This window comes from Curtobacterium sp. MCPF17_001, assembly GCF_003234615.1.
Taxonomy (GTDB): Bacteria; Actinomycetota; Actinomycetes; order Actinomycetales; family Microbacteriaceae; genus Curtobacterium.
In genome coordinates this window covers 145,229-165,424 of the sequence record NZ_QKSL01000001.1, presented here as the reverse complement: position 1 = coordinate 165,424, position 20,196 = coordinate 145,229, and the positions used below count along the sequence as shown (strand labels likewise).

At 67.9% G+C, this 20,196-nt stretch carries 20 protein-coding genes, 1 tRNA gene and 1 pseudogene; 13 read left to right on the top strand and 9 right to left on the bottom strand.

Annotated elements, in window-relative coordinates:
• From DEJ24_RS00860 to DEJ24_RS00845, 5 genes are all read left to right on the top strand, one after another.
• Complete coding sequence (locus tag DEJ24_RS00860) at window positions 1-927, top strand: ABC transporter permease (RefSeq protein ID WP_111076878.1); 927 nt, start codon at window positions 1-3, stop codon at window positions 925-927.
• Window positions 928-992: 65 nt separating this feature from the next.
• Window positions 993-2,582, top strand: coding sequence for an ABC transporter substrate-binding protein (locus tag DEJ24_RS00855; RefSeq protein WP_111076877.1), 1,590 nt, complete (start codon window positions 993-995; stop codon window positions 2,580-2,582).
• 89 nt (window positions 2,583-2,671) lie between these two features.
• Window positions 2,672-3,328 carry a GntR family transcriptional regulator gene (locus tag DEJ24_RS00850; RefSeq protein ID WP_111076876.1) on the top strand — a complete coding sequence of 219 codons (657 nt, stop codon included), beginning with the start codon at window positions 2,672-2,674 and terminating at the stop codon, window positions 3,326-3,328.
• 81 nt (window positions 3,329-3,409) lie between these two features.
• Complete coding sequence (locus DEJ24_RS17150) at window positions 3,410-3,541, top strand: hypothetical protein (protein WP_258366217.1); 132 nt, start codon at window positions 3,410-3,412, stop codon at window positions 3,539-3,541.
• Window positions 3,542-3,898: 357 nt separating this feature from the next.
• On the top strand, window positions 3,899-4,951 hold the full coding sequence (locus tag DEJ24_RS00845) for a sigma-70 family RNA polymerase sigma factor (RefSeq protein WP_111076875.1): 1,053 nt from the start codon (window positions 3,899-3,901) through the stop codon (window positions 4,949-4,951).
• A gap of 173 nt (window positions 4,952-5,124) precedes the next feature.
• On the opposite strand, the gene DEJ24_RS00840 is transcribed toward DEJ24_RS00845, so the two are convergent.
• The gene (locus tag DEJ24_RS00840; RefSeq protein ID WP_111076874.1) at window positions 5,125-6,057 is read right to left on the bottom strand and encodes an NAD(+)/NADH kinase; all 933 of its coding nucleotides are present in this window, start codon (window positions 6,055-6,057) and stop codon (window positions 5,125-5,127) included.
• A 236-nt stretch (window positions 6,058-6,293) separates the two neighbouring features.
• Here DEJ24_RS00840 and DEJ24_RS00835 point away from each other — a divergent pair, with 236 nt between their 5' ends.
• Window positions 6,294-8,816, top strand: a complete 2,523-nt coding sequence (locus tag DEJ24_RS00835) for an ATP-dependent Clp protease ATP-binding subunit (RefSeq protein ID WP_111076873.1) — start codon at window positions 6,294-6,296, stop codon at window positions 8,814-8,816.
• An 81-nt stretch (window positions 8,817-8,897) separates the two neighbouring features.
• On the opposite strand, the gene DEJ24_RS17145 is transcribed toward DEJ24_RS00835, so the two are convergent.
• The gene (locus DEJ24_RS17145; protein ID WP_258374590.1) at window positions 8,898-9,086 is read right to left on the bottom strand and encodes a hypothetical protein; all 189 of its coding nucleotides are present in this window, start codon (window positions 9,084-9,086) and stop codon (window positions 8,898-8,900) included.
• Window positions 9,087-9,166: 80 nt separating this feature from the next.
• Window positions 9,167-9,619, bottom strand: a complete 453-nt coding sequence (locus DEJ24_RS00825) for an SRPBCC family protein (protein WP_111076872.1) — start codon at window positions 9,617-9,619, stop codon at window positions 9,167-9,169.
• A 175-nt stretch (window positions 9,620-9,794) separates the two neighbouring features.
• Between DEJ24_RS00825 and DEJ24_RS00820 the strand changes: the two genes are divergently transcribed.
• Window positions 9,795-10,337, top strand: coding sequence for an amino-acid N-acetyltransferase (locus DEJ24_RS00820; protein WP_181436489.1), 543 nt, complete (start codon window positions 9,795-9,797; stop codon window positions 10,335-10,337).
• A 64-nt stretch (window positions 10,338-10,401) separates the two neighbouring features.
• A complete protein-coding gene (locus DEJ24_RS00815) occupies window positions 10,402-11,091 on the top strand; it encodes a hypothetical protein (RefSeq protein ID WP_111077082.1) in 690 nt (229 codons plus the stop codon).
• Between the two features lie 75 nt (window positions 11,092-11,166).
• On the opposite strand, the gene DEJ24_RS00810 is transcribed toward DEJ24_RS00815, so the two are convergent.
• A complete protein-coding gene (locus DEJ24_RS00810; RefSeq protein WP_065963953.1) occupies window positions 11,167-11,373 on the bottom strand; it encodes a cold-shock protein in 207 nt (68 codons plus the stop codon).
• Between the two features lie 122 nt (window positions 11,374-11,495).
• On the bottom strand, window positions 11,496-12,602 hold the full coding sequence (locus tag DEJ24_RS00805; RefSeq protein ID WP_111076871.1) for an acyl-CoA desaturase: 1,107 nt from the start codon (window positions 12,600-12,602) through the stop codon (window positions 11,496-11,498).
• A gap of 196 nt (window positions 12,603-12,798) precedes the next feature.
• Between DEJ24_RS00805 and DEJ24_RS00800 the strand changes: the two genes are divergently transcribed.
• Both DEJ24_RS00800 and DEJ24_RS00795 read left to right on the top strand, forming a co-directional pair.
• On the top strand, window positions 12,799-13,086 hold the full coding sequence (locus DEJ24_RS00800) for a hypothetical protein (protein ID WP_111045024.1): 288 nt from the start codon (window positions 12,799-12,801) through the stop codon (window positions 13,084-13,086).
• 73 nt (window positions 13,087-13,159) lie between these two features.
• Complete coding sequence (locus tag DEJ24_RS00795) at window positions 13,160-13,543, top strand: SseB family protein (protein ID WP_110904437.1); 384 nt, start codon at window positions 13,160-13,162, stop codon at window positions 13,541-13,543.
• Window positions 13,544-13,587: 44 nt separating this feature from the next.
• Here the strand turns inward: DEJ24_RS00795 and radA are convergent, their stop codons facing one another.
• Together radA and DEJ24_RS00785 are read right to left on the bottom strand one after the other, a co-directional pair.
• On the bottom strand, window positions 13,588-14,949 hold the full coding sequence (radA, locus tag DEJ24_RS00790; protein ID WP_111045023.1) for a DNA repair protein RadA: 1,362 nt from the start codon (window positions 14,947-14,949) through the stop codon (window positions 13,588-13,590).
• Between the two features lie 9 nt (window positions 14,950-14,958).
• Window positions 14,959-15,927, bottom strand: coding sequence for an SGNH/GDSL hydrolase family protein (locus tag DEJ24_RS00785; protein WP_111076870.1), 969 nt, complete (start codon window positions 15,925-15,927; stop codon window positions 14,959-14,961).
• A 142-nt stretch (window positions 15,928-16,069) separates the two neighbouring features.
• Between DEJ24_RS00785 and DEJ24_RS00780 the strand changes: the two genes are divergently transcribed.
• Window positions 16,070-16,159 (top strand) — tRNA-Ser (locus DEJ24_RS00780).
• Between the two features lie 433 nt (window positions 16,160-16,592).
• Here the strand turns inward: DEJ24_RS00780 and DEJ24_RS00775 are convergent.
• The gene (locus DEJ24_RS00775) at window positions 16,593-17,132 is read right to left on the bottom strand and encodes a hypothetical protein (protein ID WP_111076869.1); all 540 of its coding nucleotides are present in this window, start codon (window positions 17,130-17,132) and stop codon (window positions 16,593-16,595) included.
• Window positions 17,133-17,882: 750 nt separating this feature from the next.
• Here DEJ24_RS00775 and DEJ24_RS00765 point away from each other — a divergent pair.
• Window positions 17,883-18,281 (top strand): hypothetical protein, encoded by a 399-nt coding sequence (locus DEJ24_RS00765; RefSeq protein WP_111076867.1) that lies wholly within the window; start codon window positions 17,883-17,885, stop codon window positions 18,279-18,281.
• A gap of 105 nt (window positions 18,282-18,386) precedes the next feature.
• Here the strand turns inward: DEJ24_RS00765 and DEJ24_RS16705 are convergent, their stop codons facing one another.
• Entirely contained in the window at window positions 18,387-19,325 is a 939-nt protein-coding gene (locus tag DEJ24_RS16705) for a hypothetical protein (protein ID WP_181436488.1), read from the bottom strand.
• Here DEJ24_RS16705 and DEJ24_RS17340 point away from each other — a divergent pair.
• Window positions 19,257-19,928 (top strand): annotated as a pseudogene (locus tag DEJ24_RS17340) (RHS repeat-associated core domain-containing protein); the annotation flags it as partial. The gene DEJ24_RS16705 and the pseudogene DEJ24_RS17340 overlap by 69 nt on opposite strands.
• Window positions 19,929-20,196 lie beyond the last annotated feature (268 nt).

Below are 20,196 nucleotides of genomic sequence, written 5' to 3'. Positions count from 1 at the left end.
GTGGTCTCCTCCGTCCTCCGCCGCATCGGCTCGCTCGTCGTCGTGCTGCTCGTCCTCAGCGTCGTGGTGTTCCTGCTCCAGCAGGTCTCACCCGGTGACCCGGCCCGGGCCGCGCTCGGCGCCAACGCGTCCCGGTCCGCCGTCGACGCCGAACGCCAGCGGCTCGGGCTCGACGACCCGCTGCCCGTGCAGTTCCTGCGCTTCGTCGGGGGCGCCCTGCACGGGGACTTCGGGACCTCGTTCCGGACGCACCGCCCGGTCGCCACCGACCTGGCGTCCGCCGTGCCCGCCACCGTGCAGCTCGTGCTCGCGGCGTTCGCGATCGCCCTCGTCCTCGCCGGGCTGTTCGCCGCGTCCGGTGCCCTGCGTTGGCCGTTCTCCGGCGTCTACCGCGGCGTGCTGCTCGTCGGGGCGACGGCGCCGCCGTTCCTGCTCGCGCTGGGCGGGATCATCCTGTTCTACGCACAGCTCGGGTGGCTGCCGGCCTCCGGGCAGGGTGACGGCGGAGTCGGATCCGAGCTGTCCCACCTCGTCCTGCCGGCCACCGTGCTCGCGATCGCCCCGGCGCTGGCCATCGGCCGGATCCTGCGCTCCGGGCTCGAGACCACGCTCGTGGCCGACCACGTCCGGACCGCCCGGTCGAAGGGCCTCGGCGAGGAGACGATCCTGGCTCGGCACGTCGTCCGGAACGCCGTCGGCCCGGCCCTGGCGATGTCCGGCCTGCAGCTCGGGTTCATGTTCGCCGGCGACGTCGTCGTCGAGCAGGTCTTCAGCTGGCCCGGCATGGGCAGCTACCTGGCGAACAGCATCCCGACGTCGGACTACCCGGCGATCGCCGCGGTGACGCTCGTGCTCGGAGCCGTCTACGTCGTGGTGAACACCGTCGCGGACCTCCTGCAGACCGCCGCTGACCCCCGTCTCACCTGACCCTCCACCACCCCGCACCCCTCATCCGCTCCACCTGTGCTCCACCGCCCTGAAGGAGATCCCCCGTGCAGCTCACCACCCTCCGGCGACGCACCCGCGCCGCCCTGGTCGCCGCGGCCGCCGTGCCGTTGCTCGTCCTCACCGCCTGCTCCGGAGCCGGTGCCGCGGCGCCGCACGCCGCCCCGACCGACGGCACCCTGACGGTCGGCCTGCTCGGCGACATCGGTCAGCCGCCGGACCCCGACATCTACTACGCGAACAACGGCCTGGCCATCGTGCTCAACGCGTACGAGGGGCTCGTGCAGTACGCGAACGACACGGACGAGGTGCAGATCGCGCCGCGGCTCGCGACCTCGTGGCAGGTCAGCGACGACAACACCGAGTACACGTTCCACCTGCGGAAGGGCGTCACGTTCCACGACGGCACCCCGTTCACCTCGGCGGCGGTGCAGACGGCGTTCGACCGCCGGATCGCCGTCAAGGGCGGCGCGGCCTACATGGTCGAGGGGGTCGAGAGCGTCGCGACCCCGGACGCGCAGACCGCGGTCGTCACCCTGAAGAGCCCGAACTCCGCCTTCCTGGACTACCTGGCGTCACCGTTCGGACCGAAGATGGAGTCGCCGACCGCGCTCCGTGAACACGCCGGCTCCGACGACGCGCAGACCTACCTGCAGACCCACGACGTCGGCACCGGCCCCTACGAGATCAGCGCCGCCGACCCGGGCAGCTCGTGGACCATGAAGCGCTACGCCGGCTACTGGGGCACCAAGTCGCCGTTCACCACGGTGAAGCTGCCGATCTACTCGGACGTGTCCGCGCTGCAGCTCGCGTTCGACCGCGGTGACGTGTCGACCATCGTCGCGGCGCTGCCGTCGTCGAGCCTGTCGAAGTACGAGGACAGCAAGCAGTTCTCGAGCGCGATGCTGCCGACGCTCCAGTCCGCGCTCGTCACGGTGAACCCGACCAAGTCGTTCTTCGCCACGAAGGAGGCCCGGATCGCCTTCCTGCAGAGCATCGACCAGGAGAAGATGGTCGATCAGGTCCTCGGCAGTCGCTCCGAGCCGGCGACCACCCTGTACGCCAAGGGCATGCTCTCCGACGGCTCGGACAAGCAGGAGACCACGTACGAGCCCGAGGCGATGAAGACCTACGCCAAGGGGCTGCCCGCCGGCACCACGATGACGATCGGCTACGCCAGCGGGAACACCAACGCGCAGCAGATGGCGAACATCCAGGCGGCGGCACTGCAGGGTCTCGGGATCAAGGCCACCGCGAAGTCGTACCCGACCTCGCAGGTCTTCGGGTGGATCAACGACCCGACCAGCGGACCGGACGCCTTCTTCGACGGCAACAACGGCCCGGACGGCGGCTCCCCGTACATGTGGGGCCACGTGTTCTGGGACAAGTCCGGCGGCATCAACTACTTCGGATGCGACGTCCCCGCGGTCGACAAGACGCTGGACAAGGCGCTGCAGACCGGTGACGAGGCGCTCTACGGCCAGGCCGCGCAGCAGTACGCCGAGACAGGGTGCTACTACAACCTGTCGTACAACAAGGACTGGGTCGTCTCGCAGAAGTGGCTGACGGGTGTGGCCGCGGCGCACAACATCGGTGCCAACGAGCTCGACTTCAGCAAGCTCGGACTGAAGAAGTGACGAGCGGGGCACCGGGGACGACCCCGGTGCCCCGTCCGGTCCCCGGAAAGCCCGGTGGACCGCCGCCCGAGTCTGCGAAGGTTGACCCGATGACCACCACGGAGCCCGCACTGTCGCTCCCGCGGCAGATCCACGCGCGCCTCCGCGAAGCGATCATCCGCGGCGAGTACCCCCAGGGGCACAAGCTCGCGGAGACCCGGATCGCCGAGGAGCTCGCGGTCTCCCGCGTCCCCCTGCGGGAAGCCGTCCCGATGCTCGAGGTCGAGGGCTTCGTGACGAGCACACCACGACGCGGAGCCGTGGTGTCGACCTGGACCTCCCGGCTCATCCACGAGCTCTTCGACCTGCGCGAGGTGCTCGAGGTCGGCGCCGCCGGGCACGCCGCCCGGGCGGTCGTCCGTGGTGTCGCGACGGACGAGCTGGAGGCGGCACTCGCCTGGTCGCAGCGCGTCGTCGAGGACGGCGACCCGTACCGCATCGCCGAGGCGAGTACCCGGTTCCACGAGGCGATCGTCGCGATGACCGGCAACAGCCTGCTGCAGGCCTCGATGCGCTCCGTCTCCGGCCGGGTGCAGTGGCTGTTCTACCTGACCAGCGCGCTCGATGTCCACGACGCCTTCCACGACCACGTCGAGCTCGCCGCCGCGATCGCCCGAGGTGACGAGCGGATGGCCGAGGCGCTGGCCTACTCGCACATCGAGCGTGACCGCACTCCGTCGTTCGCGGTGCTGCACCCGCCGGCCTGAGGCCCCGTCGCCGCCCTGCCGACGCCGAGCCGACAGCCCGCGTTCACCCCGCCGACGTCCGGCGGTGCGAGCATCGTCGGCATGTCCATCCTGCATCCCACCGCGTCCCGCAGTCTCGTCGGTGACATCGAGAGCGAGTACGACGAGTTCGACCGCGACCCGGACCTCGAGGTCTCGAAGAACCGCGACGGGTGGCTCGAACCCTCCTGGTGACACCGCGCCCGTCATCGTTCGCGGGCATTCCTTCGGGGTACGTCAGCTGGATCTCCGGATCCGGCGCGACGTACCCCTTTTTCGCTGTCCGGAAGGCGTTGCACCCCGGGGTACACGTGTCCCCCTCGGTCCTGCGCCGGAGTCACACCGTTGTCATTCCGCCCCGATCGGCAGCACAGCGCGGATCGGCCGCGACGGGAGTCCGAGTGAGGTGTACCCCGCCCCGGTGTCCCCCGATGACGAAGCACGGAGAAGCCTGAGAATCGATCGGCATGGTTTGTGGGGTACACCTCCGGCCCGCCAAACTCGGTCTCAACCCGCAAGGGACCAACACCGCAAGAGGCAGGGAGAGTCACCATGGCGATCGCAACGGCCGCACCCAGCACCACCTCGCGCCGCACCAAGAAGGCAGCGACCAAGACCACCTCCGCCGAGGCCACCACGCTCGACGCCGTCGCCGATGTCGAAGCCGACGAGCAGCTGGCCGGCGTCCGCGGTGCCTCCGTCGACCAGGTCGGCGACTACCTCCGTCACATCGGCCGACTCGCCCTCCTCACCGCCGAGGAAGAGGCGGACATCGCCCGCCGCATCGAGGTCGGCCTGTTCGCCGAGGAGAAGCTCCACACCGAGTCCGGCCTCGAGAAGTCGCTCGAGCGCGAACTCCGCTGGCTCGTCCGCGACGGTGAGCGCGCCAAGGAGCGCATGATCACCTCGAACCTCCGCCTGGTCGTCAGCATCGCCAAGCGCTACTCGCAGCGCGGCCTGCCGTTCATGGACGTCATCCAGGAGGGCAACCTCGGCCTGGTCCGTGCGGTCGAGAAGTTCGACTTCACGCAGGGCTACAAGTTCTCGACCTACGCCACCTGGTGGATCCGCCAGGCGATCTCGCGTGGTCTCGCCGACAAGGCGCGCACCATCCGCATCCCGGTGCACACCGTCGAACTGATCAACAAGATCTCGCGCACCGAGCGTGACCTGACCGTCGACCTCGGCCGCGCGCCGATGCCGGAGGAAGTGGCCGCCGAGCTGAGCATGAGCGTCGAGGAACTCGTCGACCTCAAGGGCCGCTCGCACGAGCCGGTCTCGATCCACACGGTCGTCGGTGACTCGGACGACAGCGAACTCGGTGACTTCATCGAGGACGAGGACGCCGCGAGCCCGAACGAGCTCACCGAGACGACGCTGCTGCACCGCGACATCCGCTCCATCGTCGCCGAGCTGCCGAGCGACGAAGCCAACGTGATCCGCATGCGCTACGGCCTGGACGACGACAAGCCGATGACGCTCGACGAGATCTCGAAGATCGTGCACACCACCCGACAGGCGGTCAGCCGTGTCGAGTCGCGTGCGAAGCTGCGCCTGTTCGCGAAGGCCGTCTCGCAGGACATGCAGCTGTACCTGACCGAGTAGGTCAGCAGACTTCGGCTGGACCCGTCAGGGTCCGGTGCGGGGATCCGGGCCGTCCGTGGGACGACGGCCTGTGGGGTGATGGGAGCGAAGGCCCGTCCGGTGCGAACCGGGCGGGCCTTCCGTCGTCCCCGCGGGCCTGCCCTGTGGTCGTCGGTCGGGAGGCGCGGATCGCGTCAGTCCTCGGTCTCCCGGTGCAGCTTCTGCCGCAGGTCGTGCGGGATCAGCTCGATGAGCTGGTCCGGTCGGAGCGGCAGGTCCAGCAGGCCGAGCTTGAGGCGCCCGGTCCGACCGTGCCGCTCGGCGTCCAGCCGGACCACGCTGCCGGCGTCCTTGCGGAGCCGGACCTCCAGCTGTGCGCCGGTGGCGACCTCGCCGACGACGAGCCCGTCGACCTCGAGGGCCGCGCTGCGGGTGCCATCGGCGATGTCGAAGCGGTAGCGCTCCCGGGCGGCGAGCACCACGGAGCGGTCGATCCCCGCCATCGGTGCCACCGGGGTCACCACGGAGCCGGAGAGTGCCGGGGAGAGCACCGGGCCACCGGCGGCGTAGTTGTAGGCGGTCGATCCGGCCGGCGTCGACGCGACGATGGCGTCCGCGCGGTAGTAGCCGTAGCCGAGTCCGCCGACGCTGAGGTCGGCGGAGACCTGCCCGGCGCCGGGGCGTCGGACGATGGTGATGTCGTTGAACGCGAGGTAGTCGGTGCGGGAACCGCCCCACGACAGTCGCGCTTCGAGGGCGTGGTGGGGTTCGAGCTGGTAGTCGCCGGCGGAGAGCCGTTCCAGCGCGGACTCGAGCTCGGGTGGTTCGATCTCGACCAGGAACCCGACGTTGCCGTAGTTCACCCCGAGCACCGGGACCGGGCGCCGTGCGACGAGGCGCATCGCACCGAGCATCGTGCCGTCACCGCCGAGTGCCACGACCAGGTCGACCGTGTCCGTGAACTCGTCGTCGTCCACCGCGTCGATCGCGCTGCCCAGGCGAGCGGCGTCGATCCGCCGGGCGACCAGACGCCCGGCTCCGGACGCGTTCCAGCGGTCCAGGACGTCGACGGACTCCTGCACGTTCTTCGAGGGGTGGACGACGAGGCCGACGACGGGCTGCTCCATGTCCCGGATCGTACCGGCGAGCCCTCGGAGCCGGGCGCGAGTGCCGCCGGACGGGAGGCGTCCCGGGGACCCGGGACGGGCCTCCAGGCCGCTGCGCGCAGCACACGCACGGGGTTCACGCCCACGGCGAACAGGGGCAGCCCTGACGGGGAGCGCTGGTTAGTCTCGATGTACGTGACCGGACTCACACGAGTCCGGCTGTCGGCCCCGGTTCGTTCGGGGCCAAGGGAGAGCACATGTTCGAGAGATTCACCGACCGGGCCCGTCGTGTTGTCGTCCTCGCTCAAGAAGAAGCGAAGATGCTCAACCACAACTACATCGGTACGGAGCACATCCTCCTCGGCCTCATCCACGAGGGCGAGGGCGTCGCCGCCAAGGCGCTGGAGTCGCTCGGTATCTCCCTCGATGCCGTCCGCGAGCAGGTGCAGGACATCATCGGGCAGGGCCAGCAGCAGCCGACCGGGCACATCCCGTTCACGCCGCGTGCCAAGAAGGTCCTCGAGCTGTCACTGCGCGAAGCGCTGCAGCTCGGCCACAACTACATCGGGACCGAGCACATCCTGCTCGGTCTGATCCGCGAGGGCGAGGGTGTCGCAGCCCAGGTCCTGGTGAAGCTCGGCGCCGACCTCAACCGGGTCCGCCAGCAGGTCATCCAGCTCCTGTCCGGCTACCAGGGCAAGGAAGCGGTCGCCGTCGGCGGCGAGCAGCAGCAGAACGGCCAGCAGCAGGGTTCGCAGGTCCTCGACCAGTTCGGTCGGAACCTCACCCAGGCCGCGCGCGACGGCAAGCTCGACCCCGTCATCGGGCGCGAGAAGGAGATGGAGCGGGTCATGCAGATCCTCTCCCGCCGCTCCAAGAACAACCCCGTCCTGATCGGCGAGCCCGGCGTCGGCAAGACCGCCGTCGTCGAGGGCCTCGCCCAGGCGATCGTCAAGGGCGACGTGCCCGAGACGCTGAAGGACAAGCAGCTCTACTCGCTCGACCTCGGGTCGCTCATCGCCGGGTCCCGCTACCGCGGTGACTTCGAGGAGCGCCTGAAGAAGGTCACGAAGGAGATCCGCACCCGCGGCGACATCATCGTCTTCATCGACGAGATCCACACGCTCGTCGGTGCCGGTGCTGCCGAGGGCGCGATCGACGCGGCCTCGATCCTCAAGCCGCTCCTGGCCCGCGGTGAGCTCCAGACCATCGGTGCCACCACGCTCGACGAGTACCGCAAGCACTTCGAGAAGGACGCCGCTCTCGAGCGCCGCTTCCAGTCGGTGCAGGTCAACGAGCCGTCGCTGCCGCACACCATCAACATCCTCAAGGGTCTCCGCGACAAGTACGAGGCGTTCCACAAGGTGTCCATCACCGACGGGGCGATCGTCTCCGCGGCGAACCTGGCGGACCGCTACGTGCAGGACCGCTTCCTGCCGGACAAGGCCATCGACCTGATCGACGAGGCCGGCGCTCGCCTGCGTCTGTCGATCCTGTCGGCGCCGCCGGAGCTCCGCGAGTTCGACGAGAAGATCTCGACGGTCCGCGGCCAGAAGGAAGCCGCCATCGAGGAGCAGGACTTCGAGAAGGCCGCGAGCCTGCGCGACGAGGAGAAGAAGCTCCTCGGCGAGCGTCTCCGCCTCGAGAAGCAGTGGCGTGCGGGTGACGTCGCCGCGTCCGGCACCGTCGACGAGGGCATCATCGCCGAGGTCCTGGCGCAGGCCACGGGCATCCCGGTGTTCAAGCTCACCGAAGAGGAGACCTCGCGTCTCGTCTTCATGGAGAAGGCACTGCACCAGCGCGTCATCGGTCAGGAGGAGGCCATCTCGGCACTCTCCAAGACCATCCGCCGCACCCGTGCCGGCCTCAAGGACCCGAACCGCCCCTCGGGCTCGTTCATCTTCGCCGGCCCCACGGGCGTCGGCAAGACCGAGCTCGCCAAGGCGCTCGCGGAGTTCCTGTTCGACGACGAGGGCGCACTGATCTCCCTCGACATGTCGGAGTTCGGCGAGAAGCACACCGTCTCGCGCCTGTTCGGTGCCCCTCCCGGGTTCGTCGGGTTCGAAGAGGGCGGCCAGCTCACCGAGAAGGTGCGCCGCAAGCCGTTCTCCGTGGTCCTGTTCGACGAGATCGAGAAGGCCCACCCGGACATCTTCAACTCGCTGCTGCAGGTCCTCGAAGAGGGTCGTCTGACCGATGGTCAGGGCCGCGTGGTCGACTTCAAGAACACCGTCATCATCATGACCACGAACCTCGGTTCGCAGGGCATCGCGGGTGGCCCGGTGGGCTTCCAGGTCGAGGGCAACTCGGCCGTCGGCTACGACCGGATGCGCGGCAAGGTGAACGAGGAGCTGAAGAAGCACTTCAAGCCCGAGTTCCTGAACCGCGTCGACGACACGATCGTGTTCCCGCAGCTGTCGCAGCCCGAGCTGCTGCAGATCGTGGACCTGTTCGTGAAGCGCCTGTCCGACCGTCTGCTCGACCGCGACATGACCGTCGAGCTGTCGCTGCCGGCCAAGGAGCAGCTCATCAAGGTCGGGTTCGACCCGTCCCTCGGTGCCCGACCGCTGCGTCGCGCGATGCAGCACGAGGTCGAGGACCAGCTCTCCGAGCACATCCTGCAGGGTGAACTGACCGCTGGCGACCACGTGAAGGTCGACTTCGTGGACGGTGCGTTCACCTTCGAGACCGGGCGTCAGCCGGGCCGCGAAGAGGTCCTCGCCGGCGCTCCCTCGCTCGAGAAGGCGCCCGAGGCGCCCGCACCGGAGATCGAGGGCTAGTCAGCCCAGCCACACGACAGACGGGAGGCCCGGTACCAGCTGGTACCGGGCCTCCCGTCTGTCGTGTGCGCGCGGCGCCGATCAGATGCGGTCGTCGCCCCGCTCAGCGTCGCTGGCGTCGTCACTGCCGGCGGTGCCGTCGGAGTCGCCGGTCAGGCCGTCGGCAAGGCCGTTGGTCTGGTCGAAGACGTGGCCGACCGACTCGTCGTCGAGGTCCGCGAGGGAGCTGCGCTGCTCCGCGTCACGGTCTGGGTTGGTGTCCTTGTCCATGCGCCGGACGGGACGCCGGAGCCCCCGTGCTGTTCTCAGCACGGGGGCTCCGGTCGCGGTTGTCCGCGTGGTCCTGGTGGTCAGGCCTGGACGTCGCCGCGCCAGCCGTCGCTGGTCGGGGCGGCCTCGACGCGCTCCTTGTAGTTCTGCAGGTCCTTCTTCACGGCATGGCCGCCGACGCCGACCGCGGAGCCGAGCTTCTCGAGGATGCCGGACGGCTCCCAGTCGATCTGCACGGTAACGCGGGTCTCAGCGTCCGCCAGCTTGTGGAACGTGACCACACCGGCGTGCTCGGTCTCGCCGTCCTTGACGGTCCAGGCGACACGCTCGTCCGGGTGCTGCTCGGTGATGAGGGCGCGGAACGAACGCTCCTGGCCGGCGACCTTGACGGTCCAGTCGGTCGTGGTGTCGTCGACCTGGACGATCTTCTCGACCTCGTCGAGGAACGTGGGGAACTCCTCGAAGCGGGTCCACTGGTCGTAGGCGGCACGGACGGGGACGTTGACGTCGACGGTCTCGATGATCTGGGGCATGTGGTGCTCCTCCTGCTCGTCGTACTGGTGTGTCTCGGACGGTAGGCCGGTGCGCCTGTGCAGGGCCCTGACGCATGTCCCCCGATGACGGCGTGTGACGTGGCGGATCGGACGGGGCCGCCCGGGCCGGGTGCGGCGCGGCCAGGGCCGTCGGCGGAGACGTAGGCTGGGCCGGATGACTGAGCACGGACGGCATGCGTTCTCCGAACGGGACGACCACGGGATCCTGGTGCGCCCGGCGCTCGCGTCCGACGTCCCGCACATCCAGCGGCTCATCGCGCCGTACGTCGACCGGCGGATCCTGCTCGGCAAGGAGAACGTGGTCCTCTACGGGTCGATCCAGCAGTTCCGGATCGCCGAAGGGCCCGACGGTGTCCCGATCGGCTGTGGCGCCCTCGCCGTGTTCTGGGACGACATCGCCGAGGTCCGCACGCTGGCGCTGGACCAGGACTGGATCCACAAGCGCGTCGGTCACCGCATGCTCGAGGCGCTCGAACACGACGCCCGCGAGCTCGGTGTCGCCCGGATCTTCTGCCTGACGTTCGAGGTCGAGTTCTTCGCGAAGCACGGCTACCTCGAGATCGGCGAGACCGTCGTCCCACCCGAGGTGTACGCCGAACTCGTGCGGTCGTCCGACGAAGGCGTCGCGGAGTTCCTGGACCTCGCCCGGGTGAAGCCGAACACGCTCGGCAACACCCGCATGCTGAAGATCCTCTGACGGGTTGACCGGCCGCCCGGCGAGGGACCTCCTCCGGGCTCGCACGGGTGTCTACCCTGTGCGCATGTCGTCGTTCCGCCATCCCGTCGGCCCCGAGCGTCCCGGCACCTACTGGCGCCGCCGAGCCCTGGTGCTCGGGGTGGTCCTGCTCGTCGTGGTCGTCGTCGTGCTCATCGTCGTCGGTCGTGGCAACGGAGCCCCCGCGGCCGGTCCGACGCCGGGTGCCGGGGCTTCCTCGGCGGCAGCCGGTTCCTCCGGCTCTGGCGGGGCTGGCGGTTCGGGCGCGTCGGATGCTGCCTCGGGCGCGCCGAAGCCCTCACCGACCCCGTCAGCAGCCGCCCTGAAGGACGGCGCGGCCTGTGACACCGAGCAGATCGAACTCACCCCGGTGCTCGACAAGCGCGTCTACGCAGCCGGCGAGGACCCCCAGGTCGCGATGTCGATCAAGAACACCGGGACGAACTCCTGCCACATGGATCTCGGATCCGCGCAGCAGGTGCTCACCATCACCTCGGGGTCGGAGCAGTACTGGTCGTCGAAGGACTGCCAGACCGGAGGCACCGACCAGGACGTCACCCTGAAGGCCGGCCAGGAGCTCACCACGCCCGCCATCGCCTGGGACCGCACCCGGTCCTCTGCGACCACCTGCGACGCCGCACGCGCCTCGGTGACGGGCGGGGGAGCCAGCTACCACCTGCAGGTCGCGGTGGGGGAGATCGCGTCAGCCGAGTCGGTGCAGTTCGTCCTGAACTGAGGACATCGCCGGGGGAACGACGAAGCGCCGGGCCCGAGGATCGCTCCTCAGGCCCGGCGCTCACGAAGACCGGTACTAGCCGATGACGGTGATGTTCTCCGCCTGCGGGCCCTTGCGGCCCTCGGTGATCTCGAATTCGACCTTCTGGTTCTCCTCGAGCGACTTGTAGCCGTTGCCACCGATCGCAGAGAAGTGGGCGAAGACGTCAGCGCTGCCGTCGTCCGGCGCAATGAAGCCGAAGCCCTTTTCGTTGTTGAACCACTTGACAGTTCCAGTTGCCATTTCGGCGTTCCTTACTTTCTTACGTGCGCGGCGAGAGAATTCCACCACCGCGGGTTTCGACGACGTTGCCATCGAGTTGTGTGCGGCACCCGGCATCGTGCGGGGTGACGGAGATCAGAGGTTCAGTGCAATCTGTAGGCACTGACCATCGGGCAGGTGAACGGGTCGCGCGCTGCGAGACCGACCCGGTTGAGGTACCGGACGACGATCCCGTAGGAGCGGAAGAGTGAAGTCTCCGTGTACGGGACCTCGTGCTGTTCGCAGTGCTCACGCACGAGGGCCTTCGCACGACGCAGGTTGGGCCGCGCCATGCTCGGGAACAGGTGGTGTTCTGCCTGGTGGTTGAGGCCACCCAGCAGGTGGTCCACCCACACGCCACCAGTGATGTTACGGGAAGTTCGGACCTGACGCGAGAAGAAATCTATCTTGGCCCCCTCGGCGATGACCGGCATGCCCTTGTGGTTGGGCGCGAACGACCCACCCATCATGACACCGAAGACCGCCATCTGGACCGCGAGGAACGCGAAACCGATGCCCAGCGGCATCACCGCGAAGACGAACCAGGCGAGCAGACCGAAGCGTGCGACGAGCAGCACGGCCTCCAGGCGGCGCTCCTGCGCCGTGCCCTTCGCGGCCTTGCCGGTGACGACGGCGCGGACCGACAGCCAGTGCAGGTTGGCGCCCTCGAGCGTCAGGAGCGGGAAGAACGCCCACCCCTGGACCATCGCGAGCTTCCGGAGGAACCCGCGCCGCTGCTGGGCGTCCTCCTCGATGAAGACCACGCCGTCCGGGGCGATGTCGGGGTCCTTGCCGATCGTGTTCGGGTTGCCGTGGTGGCGGTTGTGCTTGTTCATCCACCACGAGTACGACAGACCGACGACGAAGACGCCGATCCAGCGACCGGCGTGGTCGTTCCACTTGCGCGAGGCGAAGATCTGGCGGTGTGCCGCCTCGTGCGAGAGGAACGCGAACTGCGTGAAGAGGACACCCAGGACCCCGGCGGGGATCAACTGGAACCACGACGCGCCGAGTAGAGCGGACACGCCGAGGGTCGCGGCGGTGGCGACGACGAGGGACGCGAAGACCGCCCAGTAGAAGCCGGTCCGGCGTTCGAGGAGACCTTCGGTCCGGACCCGCTCGAGCAGGTCCTTGTACGTCGAGGTCGGTGTCGGCGCTCCGGGGGTCCGGGGAGCGGTCGAGCGGTAGAGGGTGGGCGATGGTGCCGGCATGAGAGCTGCTTCCCCATCAGGAACAGCCCTTCGGCCGTGCAACGAGAGTTCCCGCGACTGCGATTGAGGCGAAAGTAGTGACGTTGTCTGAGTTATCACCGCGAAGCGCGCCTGCTGAGTGCGTCTACAGGACGACGGGCGACTTCGTCACGGCGGCCGCGGCGTAGCGTCACGGACATCGACGGAAGGCTGGGCAATGAAGTACCTCATCTACGGGGTCGCCTCGGTCATGACGAGCGACGAGGCGGCCTACGCCGTGCTCGACTACGCCACAGCCCTGGCCCAGTCCGGACTCGCTGATCGTGTCGATGTCCCGTCGGTGGACGACTACGGCATGGCGGCCACGTCGAGCTTCATCCTCGCCCCGGCGATCGGCGTCCTGGTGCAGTCCGCACCCGACGACGAACTCGGGCCGGAGACCACCCAGTTCGCCGCCGACCTGCGCATCCGGACGCACGCGGTGCAGGCCGGTCGGGTGCACTGAAGCGGTGCCGTCCTCCGCTGTCTGACGGTCTGACCGGACCCGTGCGCACTCGCATGCTGCTTGACTAGGGGCGATGGCAGAGAAGGAACAGCGCTTCCGGAGTGAACAGCTCGAGGAGGCCCTCGCGAAGCAGGACGTCGCTGCGGTGGCGTACGCGCTGCGCAACGACATCGTGATCGTCCCGCGGCTCGTCACCGGGAAGAAGGACATGCAGGTCCGCGTGTTCGGTCGTGAGGACTCGGACAAGCGCATCCTGTTGCTGTTCTCGTCGGCGGACGCGTACACGGCGATGGTGCCGGGCGAGAAGCTCCGGCAGGTGATGGTCTACGACGCCGCTCGGCTCGAGGAGTTCCTGGCGGCACACCTCGACTCGCTCGAGGGTGTGTTCTTCGACATCGCCGGGCCGCACACCATGCAGTCGGAACCAGCAGACCTGTTGGCCGCGCTGCGCGCCTGACCGGTCTGGAGGCTGTGTCTCGCCATCGAGACCGGCTGCGGATCTCAGAACGCGGCGTCGAGCTCGCGCTCTCGCGGAGACCGCGTCATCGAGAACGCGACCCGCAGGGCTTCGCGCAGGTGCTCGGCGTCAGCCCCGAGGACGGTCGTGAAGCCCAGACGTCCGGCCTCGTTCGCCCGCTGCTTCGCGCCGGTCGCCGCGCGGATCTCGCCGGCCAGGCTGATCTCGCCGATCGCGGCGAGGGTGTGCGGGTACGGGCGGTCCCGAGCAGCACTCGCCAGGGCGAGCACGATCGCCAGGTCGGCGCCCGGCTCGGTGAGCTTCATGCCACCGACCGTCGACACGTAGACGTCGGCGTCCGACAGCTTGATGCCGGCGCGGCGCTCTAACACCGCGAGGAGCATCGCCACCCGGGACGCGTCGACACCGTTCACGACCCGACGTGGCTGCGGCGCGGAACTCGGGACGACGAGCGCCTGGATCTCGACCGGGAGGGCACGTCGGCCTTCCATCGCCACGGTGATGCACGTGCCGGACACCGGGGCGCCGTTGCGGGACATGAACAGGCCGCTGGGGTCGGGGACCTCGTGGATGCCGTCGCCGGCCATGTCGAAGCACCCCACTTCGTCGGTGGGACCGAACCGGTTCTTCAGCGCTCGGACGAAGCGCAGCGCGGTCTGTCGATCGCCCTCGAAGTGGCAGACCACGTCGACCAGGTGTTCGAGCAGTCGGGGGCCGGCGATCGTGCCGTCCTTCGTGACGTGTCCGACGATGAGGACCGGGAGAGCTGCCTGCTTGGCGACCCGGATGAGCGTCGATGCGACCTCGCGCACCTGGGACGTGCCGCCCGCGATGCCGTCGACCGAGGCGGACGAGATGGTCTGCACGGAGTCGGCGATGAGGAGGTCCGGTTGCACCTGCTCGATCTGCCCGAGGATGACGCCGAGGTCGACCTCGCTCGCCAGGAACAGGTCGTCGTGCATGGCACCGGTGCGCTCGGCGCGGAGCCGGACCTGGTCGACCGACTCTTCAGCGCTGACGTAGAGGACGCGCTTGCCCATCGCCGCCGCGCGGGAGGCGACCTCGAGCAACAGGGTGGACTTGCCGACGCCGGGCTCACCGCTCAGCAGGACGGCCGCGCCCGGCACGATGCCGCCGCCGAGGACCCGGTCGAACTCACCGATGCCGGTCTGCCAGCGCTGGAAGGAGCCGCTGCGGGCTTCGGTGATCGGTCGGGCGATGCGGTTGCCGGTGACGGCGATCGACGCGGTGCCGCGGGTGCTCGCCGTCGCGGCGGAGGCGTCCTCCACCGTTCCCCACGACTGGCACTCGCCGCAGCGGCCGACCCACTTGATGCTGGTCCAGCCGCACTCGGTGCAGCGGTAGGACGACTGGGGGCGGGCCATGGGACGAGGTTAGGCCGCTCCGCCGACATCGGTCGGCTCGTCGTCATCGGTCCGGCCGGGCAGCGGGAGCGACCCGGTGACGCGCTGTCGTAGGCGGTCGAGCGAGCTCGGACGGTTCGCCGTGTCGAGTGCTTCAGCGCCGTCCGTGTCCTGCTCGGCGCGGGCGTGGGCGACGTCACCGGCCTGGCGACCGAGGTCCTCGGCTTCCCGCGCGGACAGGTACCGCCGGATGGCCGCGACGGTGTCGACTCGGGCGTCGACGGCGGGCTCGAACGCGCTCGCCCAGATCTCGTACCCACGGTCGTTCGGGTGGAAGAGATCGCCGTAGGAGTTGAAGAACGTCCGGCGGATCCCGACCCGCTTGGTGATCGCGTGCAGCGGCGCCACGGTCAGACCGAGTTCGTCGGCCACCCGGTGCACGATCTCGTTCGCGACGGCCACCTTGCGCTCGCGGTCGGGCACGAACATGCACGGCAGTTCGGCGACGATCGCGTGGGACGGGACCGCGCCGTAGATCGCGCGGATGTTCCGCTCGAACTTGTCCGGGTGAAAGTCGGCGACGTCGTTCGCGCCGATCGAGACCGTGCAGACGTCCGGGCTGAACTGCCGGAGCTTCGGGAGCTGGTCCTTCTTCGCACCCCACGTCGTGGCTCCCGACACACTGAGGTTCACGACGCGCACGGTCATCCGTGACCGATGCCGGATCCGACGGCTGAGGAGCCCCACGTACCCACGGCCGGGAGTCGTCGCACCGACGCCCTGTGCCGCCGAGTCCCCGATCGCCAGGTACGTCAACTGGCCCTCGTGGTGGAGCCGTTCGCGCCACCAGTCGGCGTGCACCGGGAGCATGTCGACCACACGCTGCGACGCAGCCCGCTGTCCCCGGATCCCCGCTCGTGCGCCGAAGCCAGCTGCTCCGCTGACGACTGCGGCGCCGGCGAGGGAGGACAGCAGGGCGACGAGGGTGCGCGTTCTCATGCCGGAGACGGTACGCGCGGACCCTCGGGTCGAGGTCACCGTCGTGACGGTCTGGGGACGAGGCGCCGGAGGTGCGCGCCTGTGGAGGGGAGGCGTGCTGGGGTGTCGCCGGGGGCCTCCCGGATCGTGTAAACTCTTTCCCGGTACCGTGTCCGAGCGGCCGAAGGATCATGTCTCGAAAACATGTGTGGGGGCAACTCCACCGTGGGTTCAAATCCCACCGGTACCGCCATAGAAAACCCCCGTTCACGCGGGGGTTTTCTTCTTTCCGAGAGCGGCTCTGGTGCACGTTTGGTGCACATCTCGAGCGCATGACTCGTTGCCGTCGTCGCCTCCTCCTCCTCGGCAGCGTGGTCAGCCCTAGTTCGTCCGACCCGGTGCCCTAGGCACCCTCGCCTGTCCCTCGAGTGCGGCAGCGAAGCAGAAATCGCGTGTCGGCATGTCCAAGCGGGCGCTTCGCGGAGGTGGAGCAGCCACGTGGTTCCACAGCGGCGAGCTGGACAGGCATCCTCGAGGGATGTCGATAGACGACCCCCGCCTTCGGTTCCCGCTGTGCGGCTACCAGGTTGCGACTGCGCCACCGGGTGTCGATCCGCCGGGGAGCGGTCGAATGCGGCGACGTCCGAAAGCCCGAGCCCTCAGCTCGCTCTTCCGAGGATCCCCAGTCAGAAGCCGGGGACCACGCGGACTCCATCACTGCGGCGCGGGGCAGCGCGGGCACCGCCCATGCTCCCTCCGACTTCCGCGCACACACGCTCTCCGAACGAATTGGGCGGTTCTATGACGCCGCCGGTCTGCGCGACTGGTTTCAGATCAGCAGCGAAGCAGTCGGCGCGCAGGTTCGAAGCGGAGAGCTGCTCGCCGTTGTGACTGCGGACGGCTTCCGCCTCCTTCCCGCGTTCCAGATCGACGAGGGCGGCCAGCTCCTGCCTCGACTGCGCGAGGTACTCTCGGAACTCGATCCGGCACGGGTTGACCCGTGGGGCAATGCCGTTTGCCTGAACGCGCCAAGCGATGACCTCGACGGCCTCACCCCCGCAGCGGCGCTCCGAACTGAGCGAGTTGATGACATGATTCGTCTCGCTCGTCAATCGGGAGCGTTCCGACTTGGATGAGGCACGCTGGCCTCCGGTGCACTGTTGCAGTCCGCTTAGACCGTTGAGATACAGCTGCGGCGCGATGCGCTCCTCGTCGACGACGACCACTTGGACGGGGCGTGCGCCTGGCTTCGGGATCAAAACGCAGGCCGGTGAGAATCCCGGGGTCATTCGGTGGCGCTCGTGCCGTATCGAGGCAGCAACTCGGGGTAGTCCTGCGGGTCGATCCGCCATGCAGTGTCGGCCTGGGGCCAATTGGTGGCGCGCGGTTGAGACGGAGCCCCGAACCGTGGGGTCAATTGGTAGCGCGCGGTTGAGACGGAGCCCCGAACCGTGGGGTCATTTGGTGGCGCGCGGTCGAGATTGACCCCCGAACCGTGGGGTCATTTGGTGGCGGTCACGTTCCGGGGTCATCCTCAACCGGCGTGCTCGAGCGGTTGCCAGTGGCTGCGCGTGTGCGCGTTTCAGGCTTCGCCGTCGCGGAGCCGCTGTTCGACGCGGCTATGGACCACGTCCGAGTAGCCACTCCGCTCGATTTCACGGCGGATGAGGACCCGTATCGACATACCCGCGTCGTGCTGACGCTCCCACCAATCGAGAGTACGGACGTGTCGACCTTCGGGATCGAGATTCGCTTGCGTTCGGACGTGCCGACCGTGCTCTCCGTGCTGGCCATCGTGTCCTCTTCTGATCAGGGGCCTCACCACAGTGTCCCGTCCGCGTCGGGTGCCGTTATAACGACAAGCCGAGCCACCCGCGTTCGCGCCCCGAGATGGGGGTTCGTGCAGGGGTATCGACTCTGACTGGATGGACACATGGATACGCACGAGGGGAGCTCGGCCGGAGCATCAGCACAGCGTGGCTGTCGTTCGTCGCGGCGCCGACGTCGCCTATCAGGCCCGCGTCCATGGGACGATCCAGGCGCTGCCGGGCGGAGCCGACCGGAGCAACACGATCATGGCCCGCGCGGGGCTCACCCACGAGCGGTTCCTCGAGCTGCTCCGGTCGACGCGGCGCGTCACCCGCGATGAGTTCCAGAGCTTCGCCAAGGCGCTGCGTGTCTCACCTCGATGGCTGGCCATCGGAGCTGGCGAGCCCGCCGACGGCGTGGCGGGTTGGGTCGCACCCCCTGAGGGCTGGCACACCTTCGGCTCCCCCGTCGATCAGCCCGACGTCGAGCTCGAGTTCTCCGAGGCCCTCGACCCGGACGACCTGATGCCGCGATGGAAACGCCCCCGCACGACGGTGGCCGCATGACGGCGCGGATCCTGATGACCGGGAGCCGCGAGTGGACCAACGTCCAGTTCGCCGGTGAGGGTGCAGCATGCCCCTTGTTCTCATTCACCACCCCAACGGGCGCTTTCATATCCTGAAAGAGTCCAGGCCCTCCAAGGCTACGTCGGAAGCAAGTTCGATTGTCCCGAGGTCCTGTCCTGCAAACGGCAGTTTGATGGTCGCCACTTCTTCTTCATGAGTCGAGAAAACATCAGTCGCGGCTAGCCGCATTGCCCTCCCCTCCAGCTTGTAACACAAGACTTCCGAATTTCCTGCCCAGCCGAGTGGCACCCAATCAAGGTCGGCCGGATACTTGAGGGAAGCAACGATTTTATTTTTTTCAACGTCAAGGACGGTGACGGTGAAGTCAACCACTTGCCCGACATTGACATGCACGCCGAGCAGATGACTCCCCGACGCGTTCCATGACGCTGAACTGGTAATCTCAAAGCCGTATCGGCGTCGACCCCACGACCCATCGAAGTTGATTATATCGACTGCTGGGACTGGATTTCCCCACCATTGAAAGTTGATGGCCAACTGTGTACCTGATGGGGAGAACTGTACTGGCCTACCACTCCAGTTGGATCCCCGAAGAAACGTAGTGGGCAGACGATAGAGTCCATCCTCGGGCACTATCGGTACAGGATCCGGCGCGATCGATTCCTCGGGATTCGGGAGTGATATTCGATAGGTGCTTCTCGTGAACTGCGTTGCTACCACATCGGTCATCTCAACGAAACATGCACGATCGCCCGGGCCCAAAAACACCTCCTCGTGCAACGGAAGCGGCGTTTCCTCTGTTTCCTCGCCTGTCATCAAATTCAAGACCCAGCGCTGTGACAGCGTGCCGGGAAGGCCATTCGAGCGGTACCGCAGAGCCCGGCCGTCCCGCTGGAGCTCAAAGTGGAGCCCGTCGAGGAGGGCCGCGAAAGGACGGACAACTTTCACGAAGCCATGGCCCGTTTCCCACACCCAGGCGCCGGCAGGGCCAGTGACAAGGAAGGCTGCGGGACGCGCGAGCACGGTTGGTCGTTGCGCTTTGGGGGGAGTCACGGTTCCTCTTCTGTCATTGAACGTCTCGCAGATACTCGCACGTGCATGCTCTCGCCGTGGGTGACCCCTGTTTGGGGAGTACTTCCCGAACCTGAGTATCCGCTAAAAATTAGCCCAAGCGGTGCCAGGGGCGTCACCCGTAGTGCGTCGTCGACCGCCTACACGAACTCGTCGCTCGGCCTCATGACCGAGAACACCTCTGCAGGAGTCACTGCTTACACTCGAAGCAACAGCGGTGAGATTGTCGGCAGCCGAGCTCCGAATGCAGCAAATGTCTACTTCATTCTCGATTCCCTCGGATCCGTCGTTGGTTTGTTCGACAAGGCCGGATCGTTCTCTGGCGGGTATTCCTACGCACCGTACGGCGAAACCCGCTCTTCCTCAAATAGCTCGGTTACGAACAGCAATTTCTTGCGCTATATTGCGAGTTACTTCGATTCTTCCGTCAATCTGTATCGACTTGGCGCAAGGTACTACGACACAGCACAAGCGCGATTCACACAGTTCGACCCCTCGGGGCAGGAACGCAACCCGTACGCATACGCGAGCGGAGATCCCATCGGAGCGAGCGACGCATCAGGTCTCATCACAGATGCGCAAGCCGATCTGGTGGCCACAGGAAACCCCCGCTTCGGCGGGGGTTTTCTTCTTCCGCCCGTTCGCTGCGGCGCGTTCTTGGTGCTCCTTGTAGCGGTCCGTGCGCGCTCCAGTCTTGGTTCCGACCACCTGGACGCAGGCCCGCCCATCCGTCGGCCGCGCGGACGAGGTGCACACGGCCGTGTTCCCGGAACGACGGTGGAGGACAACGTCGGTGCATCCGGACGGCATCTCGTCCCGCCCA

Bases quoted from the DNA above. Each gene is read 5' to 3' on its own strand.
- DEJ24_RS00850 (WP_111076876.1), top strand. From the start codon at position 2,672: ATGACCACCACGGAGCCCGCACTGTCGCTCCCGCGGCAGATCCACGCG.
- DEJ24_RS17150 (WP_258366217.1), top strand. From the start codon at position 3,410: ATGTCCATCCTGCATCCCACCGCGTCCCGCAGTCTCGTCGGTGACATC.
- DEJ24_RS00845 (WP_111076875.1), top strand. From the start codon at position 3,899: ATGGCGATCGCAACGGCCGCACCCAGCACCACCTCGCGCCGCACCAAG.
- DEJ24_RS00840 (WP_111076874.1), bottom strand. From the start codon at position 6,057: ATGGAGCAGCCCGTCGTCGGCCTCGTCGTCCACCCCTCGAAGAACGTG.
- DEJ24_RS00835 (WP_111076873.1), top strand. From the start codon at position 6,294: ATGTTCGAGAGATTCACCGACCGGGCCCGTCGTGTTGTCGTCCTCGCT.
- DEJ24_RS17145 (WP_258374590.1), bottom strand. From the start codon at position 9,086: ATGGACAAGGACACCAACCCAGACCGTGACGCGGAGCAGCGCAGCTCC.
- DEJ24_RS00825 (WP_111076872.1), bottom strand. From the start codon at position 9,619: ATGCCCCAGATCATCGAGACCGTCGACGTCAACGTCCCCGTCCGTGCC.
- DEJ24_RS00820 (WP_181436489.1), top strand. From the start codon at position 9,795: ATGACTGAGCACGGACGGCATGCGTTCTCCGAACGGGACGACCACGGG.
- DEJ24_RS00815 (WP_111077082.1), top strand. From the start codon at position 10,402: ATGTCGTCGTTCCGCCATCCCGTCGGCCCCGAGCGTCCCGGCACCTAC.
- DEJ24_RS00810 (WP_065963953.1), bottom strand. From the start codon at position 11,373: ATGGCAACTGGAACTGTCAAGTGGTTCAACAACGAAAAGGGCTTCGGC.
- DEJ24_RS00805 (WP_111076871.1), bottom strand. From the start codon at position 12,602: ATGCCGGCACCATCGCCCACCCTCTACCGCTCGACCGCTCCCCGGACC.
- DEJ24_RS00800 (WP_111045024.1), top strand. From the start codon at position 12,799: ATGAAGTACCTCATCTACGGGGTCGCCTCGGTCATGACGAGCGACGAG.
- DEJ24_RS00795 (WP_110904437.1), top strand. From the start codon at position 13,160: ATGGCAGAGAAGGAACAGCGCTTCCGGAGTGAACAGCTCGAGGAGGCC.
- radA (WP_111045023.1), bottom strand. From the start codon at position 14,949: ATGGCCCGCCCCCAGTCGTCCTACCGCTGCACCGAGTGCGGCTGGACC.
- DEJ24_RS00785 (WP_111076870.1), bottom strand. From the start codon at position 15,927: ATGAGAACGCGCACCCTCGTCGCCCTGCTGTCCTCCCTCGCCGGCGCC.